The sequence below is a fragment of the unidentified bacterial endosymbiont genome, assembly GCF_918797525.1.
Taxonomy (GTDB): Bacteria; Pseudomonadota; Gammaproteobacteria; order Enterobacterales; family Enterobacteriaceae; genus Enterobacter.
In genome coordinates, this window is sequence record NZ_OU963893.1 from 3,702,294 (window position 1) to 3,721,424 (window position 19,131).

15 protein-coding genes and 1 pseudogene are annotated in these 19,131 nt (G+C 52.1%); 6 read left to right on the forward strand and 10 right to left on the reverse strand.

The window, feature by feature from the left end:
• The first annotated feature begins 118 nt into the window (after positions 1-118).
• Positions 119-1,186, forward strand: a complete 1,068-nt coding sequence (locus tag NL510_RS17775; RefSeq protein WP_253385002.1) for a PLP-dependent cysteine synthase family protein — start codon at positions 119-121, stop codon at positions 1,184-1,186.
• 40 nt (positions 1,187-1,226) lie between these two features.
• Here NL510_RS17775 and cof read toward each other — a convergent pair whose 3' ends face one another.
• Positions 1,227-2,045: an HMP-PP phosphatase gene (cof, locus tag NL510_RS17780; RefSeq protein WP_253378852.1), complete on the reverse strand. Its 819-nt coding sequence runs from the start codon at positions 2,043-2,045 to the stop codon at positions 1,227-1,229.
• 101 nt (positions 2,046-2,146) lie between these two features.
• Between cof and NL510_RS17785 the strand changes: the two genes are divergently transcribed.
• A complete protein-coding gene (locus tag NL510_RS17785) occupies positions 2,147-3,847 on the forward strand; it encodes an SgrR family transcriptional regulator (protein WP_253378853.1) in 1,701 nt (566 codons plus the stop codon).
• A gap of 65 nt (positions 3,848-3,912) precedes the next feature.
• A pseudogene (gene queC / locus NL510_RS17790) lies at positions 3,913-4,609 on the forward strand (7-cyano-7-deazaguanine synthase QueC).
• Positions 4,610-4,924: 315 nt separating this feature from the next.
• Here the strand turns inward: queC and NL510_RS17795 are convergent.
• The 9 genes from NL510_RS17795 to bolA form a co-directional block, all read right to left on the reverse strand.
• Positions 4,925-5,323, reverse strand: a complete 399-nt coding sequence (locus tag NL510_RS17795) for a YbgC/FadM family acyl-CoA thioesterase (RefSeq protein ID WP_253378854.1) — start codon at positions 5,321-5,323, stop codon at positions 4,925-4,927.
• A 97-nt stretch (positions 5,324-5,420) separates the two neighbouring features.
• Entirely contained in the window at positions 5,421-5,801 is a 381-nt protein-coding gene (locus NL510_RS17800) for a helix-hairpin-helix domain-containing protein (protein ID WP_253378855.1), read from the reverse strand.
• Positions 5,802-5,949: 148 nt separating this feature from the next.
• A complete protein-coding gene (gene ppiD / locus NL510_RS17805) occupies positions 5,950-7,821 on the reverse strand; it encodes a peptidylprolyl isomerase (protein WP_253378856.1) in 1,872 nt (623 codons plus the stop codon).
• Between the two features lie 211 nt (positions 7,822-8,032).
• The gene (hupB, locus tag NL510_RS17810; RefSeq protein WP_002444653.1) at positions 8,033-8,305 is read right to left on the reverse strand and encodes a nucleoid-associated protein HU-beta; all 273 of its coding nucleotides are present in this window, start codon (positions 8,303-8,305) and stop codon (positions 8,033-8,035) included.
• A gap of 210 nt (positions 8,306-8,515) precedes the next feature.
• Entirely contained in the window at positions 8,516-10,870 is a 2,355-nt protein-coding gene (gene lon / locus NL510_RS17815) for an endopeptidase La (protein ID WP_253378857.1), read from the reverse strand.
• A gap of 184 nt (positions 10,871-11,054) precedes the next feature.
• The gene (gene clpX, locus NL510_RS17820) at positions 11,055-12,329 is read right to left on the reverse strand and encodes an ATP-dependent protease ATP-binding subunit ClpX (RefSeq protein ID WP_253378858.1); all 1,275 of its coding nucleotides are present in this window, start codon (positions 12,327-12,329) and stop codon (positions 11,055-11,057) included.
• Positions 12,330-12,455: 126 nt separating this feature from the next.
• Positions 12,456-13,079, reverse strand: coding sequence for an ATP-dependent Clp endopeptidase proteolytic subunit ClpP (gene clpP / locus NL510_RS17825; protein WP_010428105.1), 624 nt, complete (start codon positions 13,077-13,079; stop codon positions 12,456-12,458).
• A gap of 260 nt (positions 13,080-13,339) precedes the next feature.
• Positions 13,340-14,638, reverse strand: a complete 1,299-nt coding sequence (gene tig, locus NL510_RS17830) for a trigger factor (protein WP_253378859.1) — start codon at positions 14,636-14,638, stop codon at positions 13,340-13,342.
• A gap of 330 nt (positions 14,639-14,968) precedes the next feature.
• Entirely contained in the window at positions 14,969-15,286 is a 318-nt protein-coding gene (gene bolA / locus NL510_RS17835; RefSeq protein ID WP_253378860.1) for a transcriptional regulator BolA, read from the reverse strand.
• A 305-nt stretch (positions 15,287-15,591) separates the two neighbouring features.
• Between bolA and NL510_RS17840 the strand changes: the two genes are divergently transcribed.
• The 3 genes from NL510_RS17840 (at position 15,592) to cyoA (ending at position 19,117) form a co-directional block, all read left to right on the forward strand.
• On the forward strand, positions 15,592-16,170 hold the full coding sequence (locus NL510_RS17840; protein ID WP_253378862.1) for a lipoprotein: 579 nt from the start codon (positions 15,592-15,594) through the stop codon (positions 16,168-16,170).
• A gap of 46 nt (positions 16,171-16,216) precedes the next feature.
• Positions 16,217-17,698, forward strand: coding sequence for a muropeptide MFS transporter AmpG (gene ampG / locus NL510_RS17845; RefSeq protein ID WP_253378864.1), 1,482 nt, complete (start codon positions 16,217-16,219; stop codon positions 17,696-17,698).
• A gap of 471 nt (positions 17,699-18,169) precedes the next feature.
• Complete coding sequence (gene cyoA / locus NL510_RS17850; RefSeq protein ID WP_253378866.1) at positions 18,170-19,117, forward strand: cytochrome o ubiquinol oxidase subunit II; 948 nt, start codon at positions 18,170-18,172, stop codon at positions 19,115-19,117.
• Positions 19,118-19,131 lie beyond the last annotated feature (14 nt).

A 19,131-nucleotide genomic window follows, 5' to 3' on the forward strand; every position in this document is an offset into this window, starting at 1 on the left:
TCACAGAGAAAATTTTTCTCTCTTCATTCTATTTTAAAGGCCAGATAGCAACAATTTTTTCTGTGCTTTTCGCTATGCTTGGCACAAAATGACAAATCACATGAATACAAACAAAGAAATGATCAACATATCAAATACAACTAATCGCACCTGGCTTAAGCATGCCATCAGCGAAATCAATGCCGATTATCAACGCTCGGCAGATACCCATTTAATCCGCCTGAACCTGCCGGGGTTTAGCGGCATTCAGCTGTACCTTAAAGATGAAAGTACTCATCCCACTGGTAGCCTGAAGCATCGGCTGGCACGTTCTCTCTTCTTATACGGCTTGTGTAACGGCTGGATCAAAGAAGGCACCCCGATCGTTGAATCCTCATCCGGTTCAACGGCGGTTTCAGAAGCCTACTTTGCCCGCCTGCTGGGACTGCCGTTCATCGCGGTAATGCCCGCCTGTACCGCAAAACGCAAAATCGAGGAGATCGAATTTTACGGTGGACGCTGCCACTTTGTGCAAAGCGCCTGCGAGATTTATGCGGCCTCAGAAACGCTGGCCCGCGAGCTGAACGGCCATTATATGGACCAGTTCACTTTCGCCGAGCGTGCCACCGATTGGCGCGGCAATAACAACATCGCCGACAGTATTTTCCGCCAGATGACGCACGAGCCGCACCCGGTTCCCTCTTACGTGGTGATGAGCGCAGGTACCGGCGGCACATCCGCGACCATTGGGCGTTATATTCGCAGCCAGGGTTACGATACCCAGCTAATGGTGGTTGACCCGCAGAACTCTGTGTTCCTCGACTACTGGCAGAGCCGTAATACGGGCCTGCGTAGCCCGGTAGGCAGTAAAATTGAAGGGATTGGCCGCCCGCGTGTTGAGCCATCGTTCATTCCTGACGTGGTAGACGAAATGTTGCGTGTTCCGGATGCCGCCAGCGTAGCCACCGCACACTGGCTACAGACGCAGCTCGGCCGCAAAGTGGGCGCCTCTACCGGCACTAACATGTGGGGCGCACTGCAGTTGGCTGCCCGTATGCGGGATGAGGGCCGGACGGGGTCTATCGTTACGCTGCTGTGCGACAGCGGTGAGCGCTACCTGGAGACCTACTACAATGCGCAATGGGTGCAGGCCAACATTGGCGACGTAGCCCCCTGGAAAGCGCAGATTACCCAGTTGGTGCAATAAAAAAAGCCAGACCGACGTCTGGCTTGCTGGCAGGGTCTCACTATTCGGGGGAATATGGGAGGGTGTTTTTGTCCAGCCAATGGGTTAAAAAATGGGACACCGCCTCATTACGGCAGTGACCGATAACCGGTAGATGAGGAAGCTCGGCAATCAGCTGCGGCATCGCATTCCCCATGATAAGACCGCGCCCGACGCTGCCCAGCATCTCCCGGTCGTTCATTGCGTCACCGAACGCCATGCAATCCTGAAGCGTAAAGCCCAGGTGGTCGCTCAGTACCGCCAGGGCAGAACCTTTGTTACAGCCAGCCGGCAACACCTCCAGGCAATTCCATGCTGAAAACGTCAGGTGCGCCCGGTCGCCTAACGCATCATTAAGCTGAATGCGTAAGCGGCAGAGATCGTCATGATCGGCACAGAAACAGATTTTGGTCACAGCATGAGCAGGGATACGACGCAGATCGGTAAGCTGATACTTAAAACCGCTGTCAACATGCGCGTGCAGAATTTCGGGTATGTCGCGGCCGGTAAACCAGCCGTCATCATTAAAAACATGCACGCTGGCCTGCGTATCCCAGGTGCTGTGCAGCACGATTTCCGCCACTTCGGGATTGAGATCCTGTCGGTGCAACACCTCCCCTTCGACGGAGTGAATTCGCGTGCCGTTGCCGGTTATCAAAAACGCATCGAGAGAGAATGCTCCCAGCAGATAACGCATCTCCAGCACGTGGCGGCCGGTGGCAAACGTCAGGGTGACATCACGTTCATGCAGGCGCTTCAGGATGCTCAGGGTTTTATTCCCTAATCGGTGATCCGGCATTAACAGCGTGCCGTCCATATCAAATGCAGCGAGCCTGGCCATGATTACTCCCGAAATGTGATGCGTTTAACTTGTGCATCAGTATCCCGTGAGATATACGGAAGTAATAGTGAATAGATGAAAATTATTGTTCCGGGTTTACCATGCGCCAGCTTAACCGTCTCAACCAGTATCAACGCCTGTGGCGACCTTCAGAAGGTGCGCCGCAGCAGGTTACCGTCAGCGAACTGGCCAGCCGCTGTTTTTGCAGCGAGCGCCATGTCCGTACGCTTCTGCGTCAGGCTCAGGAGGCGGGCTGGCTTAGCTGGCGCGCGCAATCTGGTCGCGGTAAACGCGGTGAGCTGATATTTCATGTCTCCCCGGAATCATTGCGCAATGCGATGATGGAAGAGGCGCTGAAGAGCGGACAGCAGCACAACGCCCTGGAGCTGGCCCAGCTTGCCCCCGACGAATTGCGCGCACTGTTGCATCCTTTCATGGGAGGCCTGTGGCAAAACGATACGCCGACCCTGCGTATTCCCTACTACCGTTCGCTGGATCCGCTTGTTCCTGGCTTCTTACCCGGGCGGGCAGAGCAGCATCTGGCTGGACAGGTCTTCTCCGGCTTGACGCGTTTCAACGGTAATCACAGCGAACCCACGGGCGATCTGGCGCATCACTGGGAGGTATCGGATGACGGCCTGCGCTGGCATTTTTACATCCGATCCACTCTGCACTGGCATAACGGCGATAAAATAGAGACGGTACAGCTTCAGCGAAGCCTGATAGCGCTGCTGACCCTGCCTGCCCTGCGTAAACTTTTCCAGAGCGTCTTGCGTATTGAAGTCACCCATCCGCAGTGTCTGACCTTTATTCTGCATCGCGGGGATTTCTGGCTGGCACATCGACTGGCGACCTACTGTAGCCGCCTTGCTCATCCCGACCACCCCATGACGGGAAGCGGCCCTTTCAGGCTGAGCGTTTACGATCCCGATTTAGTCCGCCTTGAAAGCCATGAGCAGTACCATCTTAGCCACCCGCTGCTGAAGGCGATTGAGTTCTGGATAACCCCAACGCTGTTTGACTCCGGCCTGGGAACCAGCTGTCGTCATCCGGTGCAAATCGCGATCGGCGAACCCGATCAGCTGGAAAGCCTACGTCTTGTGAGTAACAGCACCAGCCTGGGTTTTTGTTATCTCACGCTAAAACAGAGCGTCCGTTTTGATGAAATGCAGGCACGGCGGCTTATCAATATCATTCATTTGTCGAGGCTTCTGCATACGCTACCGCTCAACGAGGGGTTAATCACGCCAACAGAGGAACTTCTCCCGGGCTGGCGTATTCCCCGGTGGGAGGACTTAGCGGACGTTCCTCTGCCGAAGGCGCTAACCCTGGTTTACCATCTGCCCGTAGAATTACACACCATGGCCAGCCAGCTAAAAGCGTATCTTGCGCAGCAGGGGTGTGAGCTTACCGTTATCTTTCACGATGCGAAAACCTGGGATGGATGCCAGCGAATTGCTAATGCGGACATCATGATGGGCGACAGGCTAATTGGTGAAGCACCTGAATATACGCTTGAGCAGTGGCTACGCTGCGATACGCTCTGGCCGCATCTGTTGAGCGCAGCGCAATATGCTCATCTTCAGGCTACGCTGGATGCCGTACAACGCCAGGGTGATGTACAGGCCCGGCATGCTGGCCTGAAGGTCATTTTCAATCAGCTTATGGAAACAGCGGTACTGACACCGCTGTTTAACTATCAGTATCGAATCAGCGCACCGCCAGGCGTTAAGGGGATACGGCTGAACACCCGCGGCTGGTTTGATTTCACCGAAGCTTGGATCCCGGCCCCTAAATCGTGAAGAAGCTGGTCGCCGCCCCGGCCAGGCGGTAACATGACGTTTTACCGTAATTGTCGAGATGATTTATGAAACGTGCCGTCGTCGTGTTCAGCGGAGGACAAGATTCTACTACCTGCCTGGTTCAGGCTCTTCATCAGTATGATGAAGTTCACTGTGTCACTTTCGATTATGGCCAGCGCCACCGCGCTGAAATCGACGTGGCCCGAGAACTGGCCCTGAAACTGGGTGCTCGCGCGCACAAGGTAATGGACGTTACGCTATTAAATGAACTGGCCGTCAGCAGCCTCACCCGCGACAGTATTCCAGTACCGGATTACGAACCGGACGCCAGCGGCATGCCGAATACGTTCGTGCCGGGCCGCAATATTCTGTTCCTGACCCTGACGGCGATTTATGCCTACCAGGTGAAAGCCGAAGCGGTGATCACCGGCGTATGTGAAACCGATTTTTTCCGGCTACCCGGACTGCCGCGATGCGTTCGTAAAAGCGCTCAATCACGCGGTGAACCTGGGTATGGCAAAAGAGACGCGCTTCGAAACGCCGCTTATGTGGCTGGATAAAGCAGAGACCTGGGCGCTGGCCGACTACTGGAGCAAACTGGACCTTGTTCGCAGCGAAACCCTGACCTGTTACAACGGTATCAAAGGCGACGGTTGCGGCCACTGCGCGGCCTGCAATCTGCGGGCAAAGGGGCTGAACCACTATCTTGCCGATAAAGCCGGGGTGATGGTCGCGATGCAGAAAAAGACCGGGCTGAAGTAAGGCTTCTTCACCGTGCTGTCGAAGAGTTTCACGCCGGCAGAGCGGTTCACTTTCATTAGCGTTGACAGACAAGGTTCGATATAGCTGCAGAGGTGACAAACCAGCTTTGGCAGAGTTTCACCCATGCCGCCGTAGGCTTCGATGACGTGCCTTAAGGCGATTAAATACGCAGAAGGATCCGAAACGCTAACGCCGGATCCTTTCTTTGCATCTACGCCTCCCACTCCTCAAACGGAATTTGCCGTCACGGGTCTGGTAACGCTCAATAACGTAATCTCTGAAAAAGCCTTTTGTCTGTTATAAAAGACAACACTTTTACACGATCATCAACTCTACCTTTTCGCGCAACGCCCCTTCCAGCGCCAATGCTTTCTGTGTTTTCAGATCAATACAGACAAAGGTGATCAGCGCATCGGCAACAACTTGCCCTTCAGGATCCAGCGTTACCACCTGACTTAGCACCCCGCTCTTCCCATTCAACTGTTGAACCTGACTGGTGATGGTAAGCACATTTCCCAGTACGGCCGGGCGGCGATAGTTGATATTAATGTTCACGACCACGAACGCAATGTTGTGCGCAGTCAGCCACTGAAAGCTATCGCTGTTTTCCAGCCCGTCCCAACGCGCCTCTTCAAGGAACTCAAGATAGCGAGCGTTATTCACGTGCTGGTAAACATCGAGGTGAAAACCGCGTACTTTGATTTTTGTCTGCATAGCGCGAAAGCCTTTCGTTGTTATAGGATGAGAGGTCACAACTGGTATGACCTCTTTATCCTGGCAAAATTTTGCTGCTGTGCAAGTAATTGTGCGATTACAACATCAGGTGTGAGAGGTTGCGCTCAACCAGTGAGCTTCCCATCCCAGGTACCTGCTTAAGATCGTCGACGGTTTTGAAAGGGCCATACTCTTCGCGATAGCTGACGATGGCCTGAGCTTTTTTGAGCCCAACACCGTTCATTGCGCGGGCGAGATCTTCTGCAGATGCCGAATTGATGCTCACTCGCGTACCTTCATCCTGCGTACCCTTAGCGGCATCGGTTGCTTTTGCCTGACCCGGGTTCTGCGCGGTTGAGTCGGTTTTGCTCTGTAATACCTGCGCTTTGGCCGCAGGTGTCGCCGCCAGTGCGCCTGCGCTTAGCCCGCAGGTGGCAAACGTTAGCGAAAGTAACAGTGCTTTGATTCCACATTTCATGCTGTTTTCTCCTTGTTTGTTGACAGCCATGTCACGATAGCCGCCCGCAAAAACAGGCACAAACAGCAGATTGCAGAAATGGAAAAGGCCGCGAAAGCGGCCTTTAGTTATTGCAGAGCGTTACGAAAATCTGCGAGCTGATACGTAGTTATTGCTGCTGAGTAATCACATCACCCAGTTTGATTTTGGCATCTTTACGCAGGTTGCTCATCATCGCTTCGAAAGCAATCTGGGCATTGTTCTGGGTGATACCCCGAACCATAGCTTTCTTCTGCTCTTCCGGCATGGTGCCTGCTTTAACGTCGTCCAGGGCCAGCAGAACAACGTTCCCGTGGTCATCGGTGGTCATACCGAAGCCTGGTTTGTCCTTCGCCGGCAGGCTCAGAGCAAATGCGGCCTGGCTGATCGGGTCCTGGCCGGTACGGCTCAGCGTTTTCGCCTCACCAAAGCTCAGCCCCGCCGCTTTAAGCGCATCCTCTTTGCCCGCTTTCAGCTCAACCAGGATCTTCTCTGCATCCAGTTTCGCCTGCTGCACCGCTTTGTTGTGCTGAACCTGAGCAATAACCCGATCTTTCACCTCCGCTAGCGGTTTGACTGCCTCAGCTTTGTGCTCACTGACGCGCAGGACAAAGGCACGGTCCCCGTCGACGGTAATGATGTCGGAGTTGCTGCCTGGCGTGCCGTTTTCGCCAACCAGACCACCGTTGAAGATAGCATCAGAAACCGGTTTGAAGTTCAGCTCTTCCGGCAGGTTGTCATGACCAAACCAGCCCGTTTCAACCGCCTTCACGCCCGCTGCCTGCTCTGCACCTGCCAGGGATTCGTTGTCGTTGCTCGCCGCGTCGCTCACTTTCTGCTGCAGGGCGTAGTAGGCATCCAGCGCTTTTTCCTGTTTCACTTTCGCCGCAATATCATCACGAACCTCGGCCAGCGGTTTGGTTTTCGCGGCTTCAATATCGTCAAGACGTGCCACCAGGAAACCAACGGAAGATTTGATCACCCCAGACAGTTGACCTTTCTCTTTCAGGCCTGCATTTTTCAGCTCGTCCGGGGTTGTCGCGTCTTCCAGCCAGCCCATATCACCGCCATTTTTGGCAGAGATAATATCGGTCGATTTCGCTTTTGCAACGGTCGCGAAATCAGCGCCCTTGTTCAGATCATCCAGTACCGCCCTCGCATCAGCCTCAGTTTTGGTCTGAATAATACTGTAACGGTTACGCTGCGGCTGGGTAAACTGATCCTGATGCTGATCGTAGTAAGACTGAATATCCGCGTCAGATGCCGTTTGTTGTAGCGCCGCGGCGTCCAGCTTGATGTAGCTCACGCGGAACTGTTCAGGGGACATGAATGCGTTTTTATTCTGCTCGTAGAAGGCGCTAATTTCTGCCTCGCTAACCTGCTGTTTTGCCATCAGCGCATTCACATCAATAGTCGCTTCCCGCACAACGCGCTGTTGAGCCACCAGGGCGGCCAGTTCGTCAGTTTCCCCTTTGAGCATAAAATCGGTGCCGACAACCGCGTTGATCAGTTGCTGAGTGGTCAGTTGATTACGCAGCGCCTGCGCGTATTGATCGGCGGTCATGCCCATCTGATTGACGATACTGTTATAACGCGCGTTGTCGAACTTGCCGTCGGACTGGAAGGCCTGAGTAGAGAAGATAGCTTTTTTAACCTGCTCGTCGCTAATGCCCAACCCTAAGTTTTTGGCATACTGGTCCAGCAGCGCTTCGTCAATAAGGCGGTTCAGCGTCTGTTGGCGCAGGGTTCTCATATAGCCTTCATTTGCAGCCAGCTCAGAGAATTGATCGCCCAACTGTTGCTGCATACGGTTACGTTCACCGGCGAAAGCGTTCTCGAACTGCCCACGGCTGATTTCCTGGCCATTCACTTTTGCGGCGTAGTTCGTGCCACCGCCGATAAGGTAACTGCTCACGCCGGTCAGAATAAACGACAGGATAATGAGACCAAATATAATCTTGAGCACGAGACTGTTAGCAGCCGTGCGTAAGCTGTCCATCATGGTGTAACAACACTCCGCTGTAGGTGACTGGTTACCTGACGCAAACGGAAATCCTTACCGTCGCGCCTAAAGATGTATTGTGACAAGAAAACAGGGCAATTGTCAGCCCACAACTCGCATAAACTCGCACAAATCAGCTCTTGAGAAACAAAAAAGGCACATCAGATGATGCGCCCTTGTACTTTTCGGCTTCCCTGAAGCGGGAAAGCAATCAGTTTACTGCGTCTTTCAGCGCTTTACCTGCACGGAAACCCGGCACTTTAGCGGCAGCAATGGTGATCTCTTTACCGGTCTGAGGGTTGCGGCCAGTACGGGCAGCACGCTCTTTAACAGCAAAAGTACCGAAACCTACCAGTGCAACGTCGTCCCCAGCCTGCAGAGATTCAGTAACAGAAGCAATTAATGCATCTAACGCACGTCCAGCTGCAGCTTTGGAAATATCGGCACCAGCAGCAATTTTGTCAATCAGTTGAGATTTATTCACTGTTCTCTTCCTCTCTTTATAATTTATATCGCGCCTGAATCCTTAACAACGCGACCGCGCAGCAGTTATATCAGGCCTGCTATGACCTTACAACACCCGTTGTAGATGGCTGGCCCAATCAGCAATCTAAATTAGCTATACAAAAAAAGGCTGGCAAGTGCGAAATGACTTACCAGCCTTATATTTATTGACGCTCTTTGCGCGAGGTCACTATTTTGCCGTTACAACCTGCATTCCGGAGGGTTCATTTTGCAGGGCAAGACTCAGAACTTCTTCAATACGTTTCACCGGATGGATCTGCAGATCGGCAATCACGTTGTCCGGAATCTCCTCCAGATCGCGTTTATTCTCGTAAGGAATCAATACGGTTTTGATCCCACCACGGTGTGCTGCCAGCAGTTTTTCTTTTAATCCGCCAATTGGCAGTACCTGGCCACGCAGGGTGATTTCACCCGTCATCGCCACATCGGCACGCACTGGGTTCCCTGTCAGACAGGAGACCAGAGCGGTACACATGGCAATACCTGCGCTTGGACCATCTTTCGGCGTTGCCCCTTCCGGGACGTGAACATGGATATCACGTTTTTCGTAAAAATCAGCGTTAATACCCAGTTTTTCTGCACGTGCGCGCACCACGGTCAGCGCAGCCTGGATGGACTCCTGCATCACTTCACCCAGCGAACCGGTGTAGGTCAGTTTGCCTTTACCCGGCACACAGGCGGTTTCGATGGTCAGCAGATCGCCGCCCACTTCCGTCCACGCGAGACCGGTTACCTGGCCCACGCGGTTTTCGTTATCCGCACGACCATAGTCGAAGCGCTGAACGCCCAGGTAGGTATGCAGATTGTCGCCGTTAATCACAATGTGTTTCAGGCTCTTATCCAGCAGCAGCTGTTTAACCGCCTTACGACACAGTTTAGAGATTTCACGCTCTAGGCTACGCACGCCCGCTTCACGGGTATAGTAACGAATGATGCCGACGATGGCGCTGTCTTCTACGGTCAGTTCGGTACCTTTCAAAGCATTACGCTCAATCTGCTTCGGCAGCAAGTGCTGTTTCGCAATGTTGAGCTTCTCGTCTTCGGTATAACCTGACAGACGAATCACTTCCATACGATCCAGCAGCGGGGCCGGAATGTTCATGGAGTTGGAGGTGGCAACGAACATGACATCACTCAGATCGTAGTCCACTTCCAGGTAGTGATCGCTGAACGCCACGTTCTGTTCTGGATCAAGCACTTCCAGCAGCGCAGACGCCGGATCGCCACGCATGTCCGAAGACATTTTGTCGATCTCATCGAGCAGGAACAGCGGGTTTTTAACCCCCACTTTCGCCATCTTCTGGATCAGTTTGCCCGGCATGGAGCCAATGTAGGTACGACGGTGACCGCGAATTTCCGCTTCATCGCGTACGCCACCCAGCGCCATGCGGATATACTTACGTCCGGTCGCTTTGGCGATAGACTGACCCAGAGAGGTTTTACCTACCCCTGGCGGCCCAACCAGACACAGGATTGGCCCTTTAATTTTGTTTACACGGCTTTGTACCGCGAGATACTCAAGAATGCGGTCTTTCACCCGTTCTAAGCCATAATGGTCGGTATCCAGAATCTCCTGAGCCTGACGCAGATCTTTTTTGACCTTGCTACGGGCACTCCACGGAACCTGAATCATCCACTCAATGTAGCCGCGCACAACGGTCGCTTCTGCCGACATCGGAGACATCATTTTCAGCTTCTGCAGCTCTGCTTCCGCTTTCTCTTTTGCCTCTTTCGGCATTTTCGCCGCATCGATCTTACGCTTCAGCGCTTCGTTTTCATCCGGTGCGTCGTCCATCTCGCCGAGCTCTTTCTGAATAGCTTTCATTTGCTCATTCAGATAGTACTCACGCTGTGATTTCTCCATCTGCTTTTTGACGCGGTTGCGAATACGCTTCTCAACCTGCAGCAGATCGATCTCTGACTCCATCATCGCCATCAGATATTCCAGACGTTCGTTAACGTCGGACATTTCCAGCACGGACTGTTTGTCAGCCAGCTTCAGCGGCATATGGGCAGCGATGGTATCCGCCAGACGCGCAGGATCGTCGATGCTGTTCAGCGACGTCAGCACTTCAGGTGGGATTTTCTTGTTCAGCTTGATATAGCCTTCAAACTGGCTAATCGCGGTACGCACCAGCACTTCCTGCTCGCGCTCGTCAAGCTCAGGCGAATCAAGGTACTCTGCCTTCGCAGAGAAGTGTTCGCCATCATCAGATAGCGTGGTAATACGCGCACGCTGTAAGCCTTCTACCAGCACCTTAACGGTGCCATCAGGCAGCTTCAGCATCTGCAAAATAGAGGCCACGGTCCCGACGGTGAAAAGATCGTTTACACCCGGCTCATCCGTTGATGCTTCTTTCTGCGCCACCAACATGATTTTTTTATCATGATCCATGGCGGCTTCGAGGCAACGGATAGATTTTTCCCGCCCTACAAATAAGGGTATGACCATGTGCGGATAAACCACCACATCGCGCAACGGCAATACGGGGATTTCAATGCGTTCAGAACGCTCAGGATTCATAGAGCTCTCTCTTAGTTTAGTGTCCGCCAGGTAAGCTGGTCATGTCACTGTGCTTCACATAACCAGTAACATGTAATCCAGTATATGGGGATGTATTCCCTACATTCAACGCCATGAATACGGAAAAAGTAAAGGGGAGATAAAATCCCCCCTTTTTGATTAACTGCTTGTATGATCTGATTAATTATTCGCCAGATGCCTGCTGGGCTTCGGGTTTGCCGTAAATCAGCAATGGCTTGGTCTGACCGCCAATTACAGACTCGTCGATAACCACTTTCTCAACATCTTCCATGGACGGTAAATCGTACATGGTATCGAGCAGCGCCGCTTCCACAATGGAACGCAGACCACGGGCGCCGGTTTTGCGAATCATGGCTTTCCTGGCGATCGCATCCAGCGCTTCATCACGAAATTCCAGCTCAACGCCTTCCAGATTGAACAGCGCCTGATACTGCTTGGTCAGCGCATTTTTTGGCTCTTTCAGGATTTGAATCAGCGCGTCTTCGCTCAGTTCATTCAGCGTAGCCACCACGGGCAGACGGCCAATGAACTCGGGGATGAGACCAAACTTGATCAGATCTTCCGGTTCAACCTGGGACAGCAGTTGGCCTTCGTTCGGTTTTTCAGCCGTGGATTTCACCGTCGCGCCAAAACCGATGCCGGAACCCGTTTCAACACGGTGGGAGATGACTTTATCCAGGCCAGCAAACGCACCACCACAGATGAACAGGATCTTAGAGGTATCAACCTGCAGGAACTCCTGCTGCGGATGTTTTCGCCCACCCTGCGGCGGAACCGCGGCGACAGTACCTTCTATCAGCTTCAGCAGTGCCTGCTGAACGCCTTCGCCGGACACATCACGGGTGATAGACGGGTTGTCTGACTTACGCGAAATCTTGTCGATCTCATCGATGTAGACAATCCCGCGCTGTGCTTTTTGCACGTCGTAATCGCATTTCTGCAGCAGCTTCTGGATGATGTTTTCAACATCTTCGCCCACGTAACCCGCTTCGGTCAGGGTGGTCGCATCCGCCATCGTGAACGGAACGTCCAGCAGACGCGCCAGGGTTTCTGCCAGCAGCGTTTTACCGGAACCGGTCGGGCCGATCAGCAAAATGTTACTTTTACCCAGTTCGACGCCATTGCTGGTATCGCCATTACGCAGACGTTTGTAGTGGTTATACACCGCCACCGCCAACACTTTTTTCGCCTGCTCCTGGCCGATGACATAATCGTCAAGATGATGACGGATCTCATGCGGTGTTGGTAGCGCGCTGCGCTCACGGTGAGGGGCTACTTCTTTAATCTCTTCGCGAATGATGTCGTTACATAAATCGACACACTCGTCGCAGATATACACGGATGGCCCGGCAATCAGTTTACGCACTTCATGCTGGCTTTTGCCGCAAAAAGAGCAGTACAGCAGTTTGCCCGAACCATCTTTGCGTTTATCTGTCATGAGTCCAAACCTCTTTTTAAGTTCTTTGTGCCGCACATGACGACGCAAATGCCATATTCAGACGCAAGCTGCTTAAAGCAACGTGACGCCCTACTTGAGTATAGCGGCACACTCGCGTCGCGGGCATCAATTACGATGGGTCAACACAGAGTCGACTAAGCCGTACTCGACTGCTTCTGGTGCAGAGAGGAAGCGATCGCGCTCGGTATCACGCTCGATCTGCTCGAGAGGTTGACCCGTATGCTGCGCCATAAGTTCATTCATGCGCGCTTTTACTTTCAGAATTTCACGGGCATGGATTTCGATGTCCGTTGCCTGGCCCTGGTAACCCCCCAGCGGCTGGTGAATCATCACCCGGGAGTTCGGCAGGCAGAAACGCTTGCCCTTAGCCCCTGCGGTTAACAGGAAAGCCCCCATGGATGCTGCCTGACCCATACAGATCGTGCTTACATCTGGTTTAATAAACTGCATGGTGTCGTAAATGGACATCCCTGCCGTGATCACGCCACCCGGTGAGTTAATATACAAGTAAATGTCTTTTTCCGGGTTTTCCGCTTCCAGAAACAGCATCTGTGCCACAATCAGGTTTGCCATATGGTCTTCGACCTGGCCTGTCAGAAAGATAACGCGTTCCTTGAGCAGGCGGGAATAGATATCAAAAGAACGCTCACCACGGGAGGTCTGTTCAATAACCATTGGCACCAGAGCCATATGGGGTGCAAAGTTATCTCGTTCGCCACTGTATGACATTTCCGTCTCCTGGATCAAAATTGAAAACACCTGCGGTACTGATTGTAACCTTATGGACGGATTATCAGCCAGTCTCAATCATCGCGATTTCATATTTATGGGGTTCACACTGCCCTATTTCAAGCATAACAATCTTTTGTTGTTACGCTAACACTGAAAGGGCGTTTTAGCACTCTTCCTGGCATAAAGCTGTGATAAAAAAAAACCGTCGCCGAAGGGCAACGGGTTTTTTGTTTAAACTTTGGACCGTTAGGGCGAAATTACGCCTGCTGGTTCATCAGTTCGTTGAAAGAGGTCGCTTTTTCGGACACTTTAGCTTTCGCCAGTACCGCTTCAACAGCCTGCTCTTCCAGTGCGACGTTACGCATGTTGTCCATCAGCTCTTTGTTCTTACCGTAGAACTCAACAACTTCTGATGGATCTTCGTATGCGGAAGCCATCTCTTCGATCAGGCCTTTAACACGCTCTTCGTCAGCTTGCAGCTCGTGGGTGCGAATCACTTCGCCCAGCAGCAGGCCAACAACAACACGACGTTTAGCCTGCTCTTCGAACAGCTCGCGCGGCAGTTCCATCGCTTGCTGCTGGTTGCCACCGAAACGCTGTGCAGCCTGGCGGCGCAGAACGTCGACTTCGCCGTCAATCAGAGCAGAAGGAACGTCGATCTCGTTCGCTTTCACCAGACCATCGATTGCTTGAGATTTGATACGGTTACGCACCGCGCCGTTCAGCTCACGCTCCATGTTTTTACGCACTTCAGCACGCAGACCTGCCACAGAGCCATCTTCCACGCCGAAACGTTTGATGAATTCTTCAGTCAGTTCTGGCAGTTCGCGCTCTTCAACTTTCTTCAGGTTGATGGCGAACCTGGCTGCTTTACCTTTCAGGTTTTCAGCGTGGTATTCTTCCGGGAAGGTCACGTCGATGGTGAACTCTTCGCCAGCTTTATGACCTTTGATACCCTCTTCGAAGCCTGGGATCATACGGCCCTGTCCCATTGCCAGTACGAAGTCAGACGCTTTGCCGCCTTCGAACTCTTCTCCGTCAACAGAACCGGTGAAGTCAACGGTGACACGGTCTTCAGCGTCAACTGCGCTATCTTTGTCTTTCCAGTTCGCCTGCTGTTTACGCAGGGTATCCAGCATGCCGTCAACGTCTTCGTCAGTCACGGTTACGATCGGTTTTTCTACTTCGATAGTTTCCAGACCTTTCAGCTCGACTTCCGGGTACACTTCGAACTCAACAGAGTAGGTGAAGTCTTCACCCTGCTTGTATTCGCCTGGAACATAGTTCGGCGCACCGGCTGGATTAATTTTTTCTTTAATGATCGCATCAATAAAGTTGCGGCTCATCAGTTCACCCAGCACATCCTGACGCACGGAAGCGCCATAACGCTGAGCAACGACATTCATTGGAACTTTGCCCTTGCGGAAGCCGTCAATACGTACTTTTTTTGCTACGTTGACCAGCTCGCTTTTCACAGCAGTTTCGATGCTGTCAGCAGCGATAGTAATCGTTACACGGCGGCCAAGGCCTTGAGTGGTTTCAACTGAAACTTGCATCTTGTTACCTCAAAAAAATCACAGTGCTCGGTCAACTCTGAATCTGTCTGTTATACCGGGATGCTCTCTTAGTGCAGATTCACATTCCCTGTCGCCAGAATCATCCCGAAGACATTCATTAAGACGCGGCATTATAGCGGCATCACTTAGGTGAGTCGAGAACGGTTGGGGCATGTTGCTGCGGCTTTTTTTCACACTTTAAGGCTATTTTTAGTCTTAAAAACGCACCATCCGCTCAAAACTCAGACAAAACAAAACGGCCCGCAGGCCGTTTAACGAAATCTGTATGCAACATACTGGAAAAACTCCAGTGGTTGCAAATCCGATTTATCAGGCTATAGAGCCTGCACCGCGACAAGGAGGTGATGCGAAAACCGTATCCTGCAGCCCTTCCCACTCCTTAATAGTGTAGGTATGCAACGCCAGCGCATGTACGGTCGTGGAGAGTTCTTCCGTCAAGGTGCTGTAGATCAAGCGGTGTCGGTTCAGGAAACGCTCTCCCAGGAAACGATCGCTGACCAGAACCACTTTGAAGTGGCTTTCAGAACCTGCCGGCACGTTATGACGATAGCTTTCGTCGACAACTTCGAGAAACACAGGGTCGAACGCTGCCCTTAATTTATCTTCTATCTGTTCACGTATCATCATGAAATTACTCCTCCGACAACGCCAGGATGTCACCCATCCCTTTAAATGTTAGCCGCTTTTACCGTTTCCATTACATCAAAACAACAATTATTTAGCTTACGTCCGATTTTCTCCTCCAGGCGAATGAAGTTCACTATAAGGTTCAACCGTTTTGTCATTATGACGTGAGATAAAGGTTAGGCTGGTCAGTTTTCAGACAAGACGATGAATTTACATGCATTGACCACTTCCCCTGACCGTTAGCGATGTTATGATGATGACAATTTTTCTCTATAAACATGCTTACGATTCGTTGAGAACCTGAAATGTTAAAAAAACTCTTCTTTCCGTTGGTAGCCCTTTTTATGCTGGCAAGCTGCGCGACTCCGCCAACCACCATTGATGTTTCACCAAAAATTACCCTGCCTCAGCAGGATCCAAGCCTGATGGGTGTAACGGTCAGTATCAACGGTGCCGATCAGCGTCAGGATCAGGCTCTGGCAAAAGTCACCCGCGACAACCAGCAGGTTACGCTGACCGCCTCCCGCGATCTGCGCTTCCTGCTCCAGGAAGTGCTGGAAAAACAGATGACCTCCCGCGGATACATGGTTGGCCCAAGCGGCGCAGTTGATCTGCAGATTATCGTTAACAACCTGTACGCTGACGTTTCGCAAGGTAACGTTCGCTACAACATCTCCACCAAAGCGGATATCGCCATCATTGCGACGGCGAAGAACGGCAACAAGATGAACAAAAATTACCGTGCCAGCTACTCTGTCGAAGGCGCTTTCCAGGCCTCCAACAAAAATATTGCTGATGCGGTTAACAGCGTGCTGACCGACACCATCGCCGATATGGCGCAGGACACCAGCATTCACGACTTCATCAAGCAGAACGCCCGTTAATTCTGCCCTCTGACCCGGTACTTCACCGGGTCAGCATGATAAAATTATGTCCAACCATTACTTACGCATTTTCCAGCAACCCAAATCAGCCATTCTGCTGATCCTTGGCTTTGCCTCCGGTTTACCGCTCGCGCTCACCTCCGGCACTCTGCAGGCATGGATGACCGTCGAGAATATCGATCTCAAAACCATCGGCTTTTTCTCCCTCGTCGGCCAGGCTTACGTCTTTAAGTTCCTGTGGTCGCCGGTGATGGACCGCTATACTCCCCCGTTCCTCGGGCGGCGTCGCGGGTGGTTAATCATGACGCAGATCCTGTTATTGCTCGCCATTGCCGCAATGGGGTTCCTCGAGCCGTCGACGCAGCTACGCTGGATGGCCGCGCTTGCCGTGGTGATTGCCTTTTGTTCCGCCTCGCAGGATATCGTTTTTGATGCCTGGAAAACGGACGTGCTGCCCGCTGAAGAGCGCGGCACCGGAGCCGCAATCAGCGTGCTGGGCTATCGTCTGGGAATGCTGATTTCCGGCGGGCTGGCGCTGTGGCTGGCAGACCGCTATCTTGGCTGGCAGGGCATGTACTGGCTGATGGCGGCCCTGCTCATTCCCTGCATTATTGCCACCCTTATGGCACCTGAACCGAGCGATGTGATCCCAGCTCCACGCTCGCTGGAGCAAGCGGTCGCCGAACCTTTACGTGACTTCTTTGGCCGCAATAACGCCTGGCTTATCCTGCTGCTCATCGTCCTTTATAAGCTGGGTGATGCGTTCGCTATGAGCCTGACGACCACCTTCCTTATACGCGGTGTTGGCTTTGATGCCGCAGAAGTTGGCGTAGTCAACAAAACGCTGGGGCTGTTCGCCACCATTGTCGGGGCGCTGTATGGCGGCGTGTTGATGCAACGCCTCACGCTTTTTCGCGCACTCCTGATTTTTGGCATTCTGCAAGGGGTGTCTAACGCGGGTTACTGGCTGCTGTCGATCACCGATAAAAATATGATCAGTATGGCGTCAGCGGTGTTCCTGGAAAACCTCTGTGGCGGGATGGGAACCGCAGCGTTTGTCGCCCTGCTGATGACGCTGTGCAACAAGTCGTTTTCCGCCACGCAGTTTGCGTTGCTTTCAGCCCTTTCCGCCGTTGGACGTGTTTATGTCGGCCCTGTTGCAGGCTGGTTTGTTGAAGCCTACGGCTGGCCGTCGTTTTATCTTTTCTCAGTTGTGGCAGCAGTACCCGGTATTTTATTGTTGCTGGTATGCCGCCAGACGCTGGAATATACCCAGCAGACTGAACACTTTATGCCGCGCACGGAGTATCACCGCGCCTACTGTTTTGCTTTACGCCTGTTAATGTTGGGCTGTTTAGCGCTGGCTCTGTGGTTGGTGGTGCTGATTATTAATGCCACCACCACGCTTGCGCTTGCGCTCGACGCCATTCTCCTCGACGTCGGGGCGGTTCTGGCCGTCGCTGGCATCCTGACGGGGGGGATACTTGACTATCTGGCGCTGCGTAAAACGCCGGTAACGCGAAGGTAAAAACGAAAGGTTATTTCCCGTTGTAATCACCATCTGAAATTATAACGGGCTAATGTCCCGCACTTTACAAAAAAATATTTGTTGTTTTGTGCGGGATAGTTTTTGGAAATTACTGGAGCATGTTCCGAAATGCTATTTTTCGTTAAACGATTCAGCGTTTGAAAGATTGAATTTTCGTTTTTCAAATGTCTTTTTATTGATAATTAAATGTTAATTTTATGTTTATTATTGATAATGGTTATACCAATTGCCCCTTTTAGGCTATGCTTGGGGGTCCATTCGTTATAAAGCCCATAGCCTGCGGCCTGTGTATTAAAAATCGACATAATTTGCAACACATGTGACATGTACAGCAGAACCCGGTAACACCTTCCTGACACAGGTCTAATGATGTTTACAGTAATGTAACCTTCCCGTAAAATGCCCCCACACTTTAAACGCCACCAGACTCTGTGGAATTGAGGTCGTTAAATGAGACTCAGGAAATACAATAAAAGTTTGGGATGGTTGTCATTATTAGCAGGCACTGTATTACTCAGTGGCTGCGATTCTGCACTACTAGACCCCAAAGGACAGATTGGACTGGAACAACGCTCATTGATTCTGACGGCATTTGGCCTGATGATGATTGTGGTTATTCCCGCCATTTTGATGGCTGTTGGTTTCGCCTGGAAGTATCGTGCGAGCAATAAAGATGCGAAGTATAGCCCTAACTGGTCACACTCCAATAAAGTTGAAGCTGTGGTCTGGACAGTGCCAATTCTGATCATCCTGTTCCTTGCCGTATTGACCTGGAAAACCACTCACGCGCTTGAGCCGAGCAAACCGCTGGTTCACGACGAGAAACCCATTACCATCGAAGTGGTCTCCATGGACTGGAAATGGTTCTTTATCTACCCGGAACAGGGTATTGCTACCGTGAATGAAATCGCCTTCCCGGCGAACACTCCGGTTCAGTTCAAAGTGACCTCCAACTCCGTAATGAACTCCTTCTTCATCCCGCGTCTGGGTAGCCAGATTTACGCGATGGCCGGTATGCAGACTAACCTGCACCTGATTGCCAATGAAGCAGGCACCTACGACGGTATCTCCGCCAGCTATAGCGGCCCGGGCTTCTCGGGTATGAAGTTCAAAGCTATCGCGACGCCAGACCGTGCCGCATTCGACCAGTGGGTTGAAAAAGCGAAACAGTCTACAAACACCATGTCTGACATGGCGGCGTTCGAGAAAGTGGCTACGCCTAGCGAATACAACAAGGTGGAGTACTTCTCTAATGTGAAACCTAATTTGTTTAAAGACGTTATTGGCAAATTTATGGATCACGGCAAGAGCATGGACATGACCCAGCCTGAAGGTGAGCACAGCGCACACGACGGAATGGAAGGTATGGACATGAGCCACGCGGAAACCGCTCACTAAGGGGCCGAGGAAGA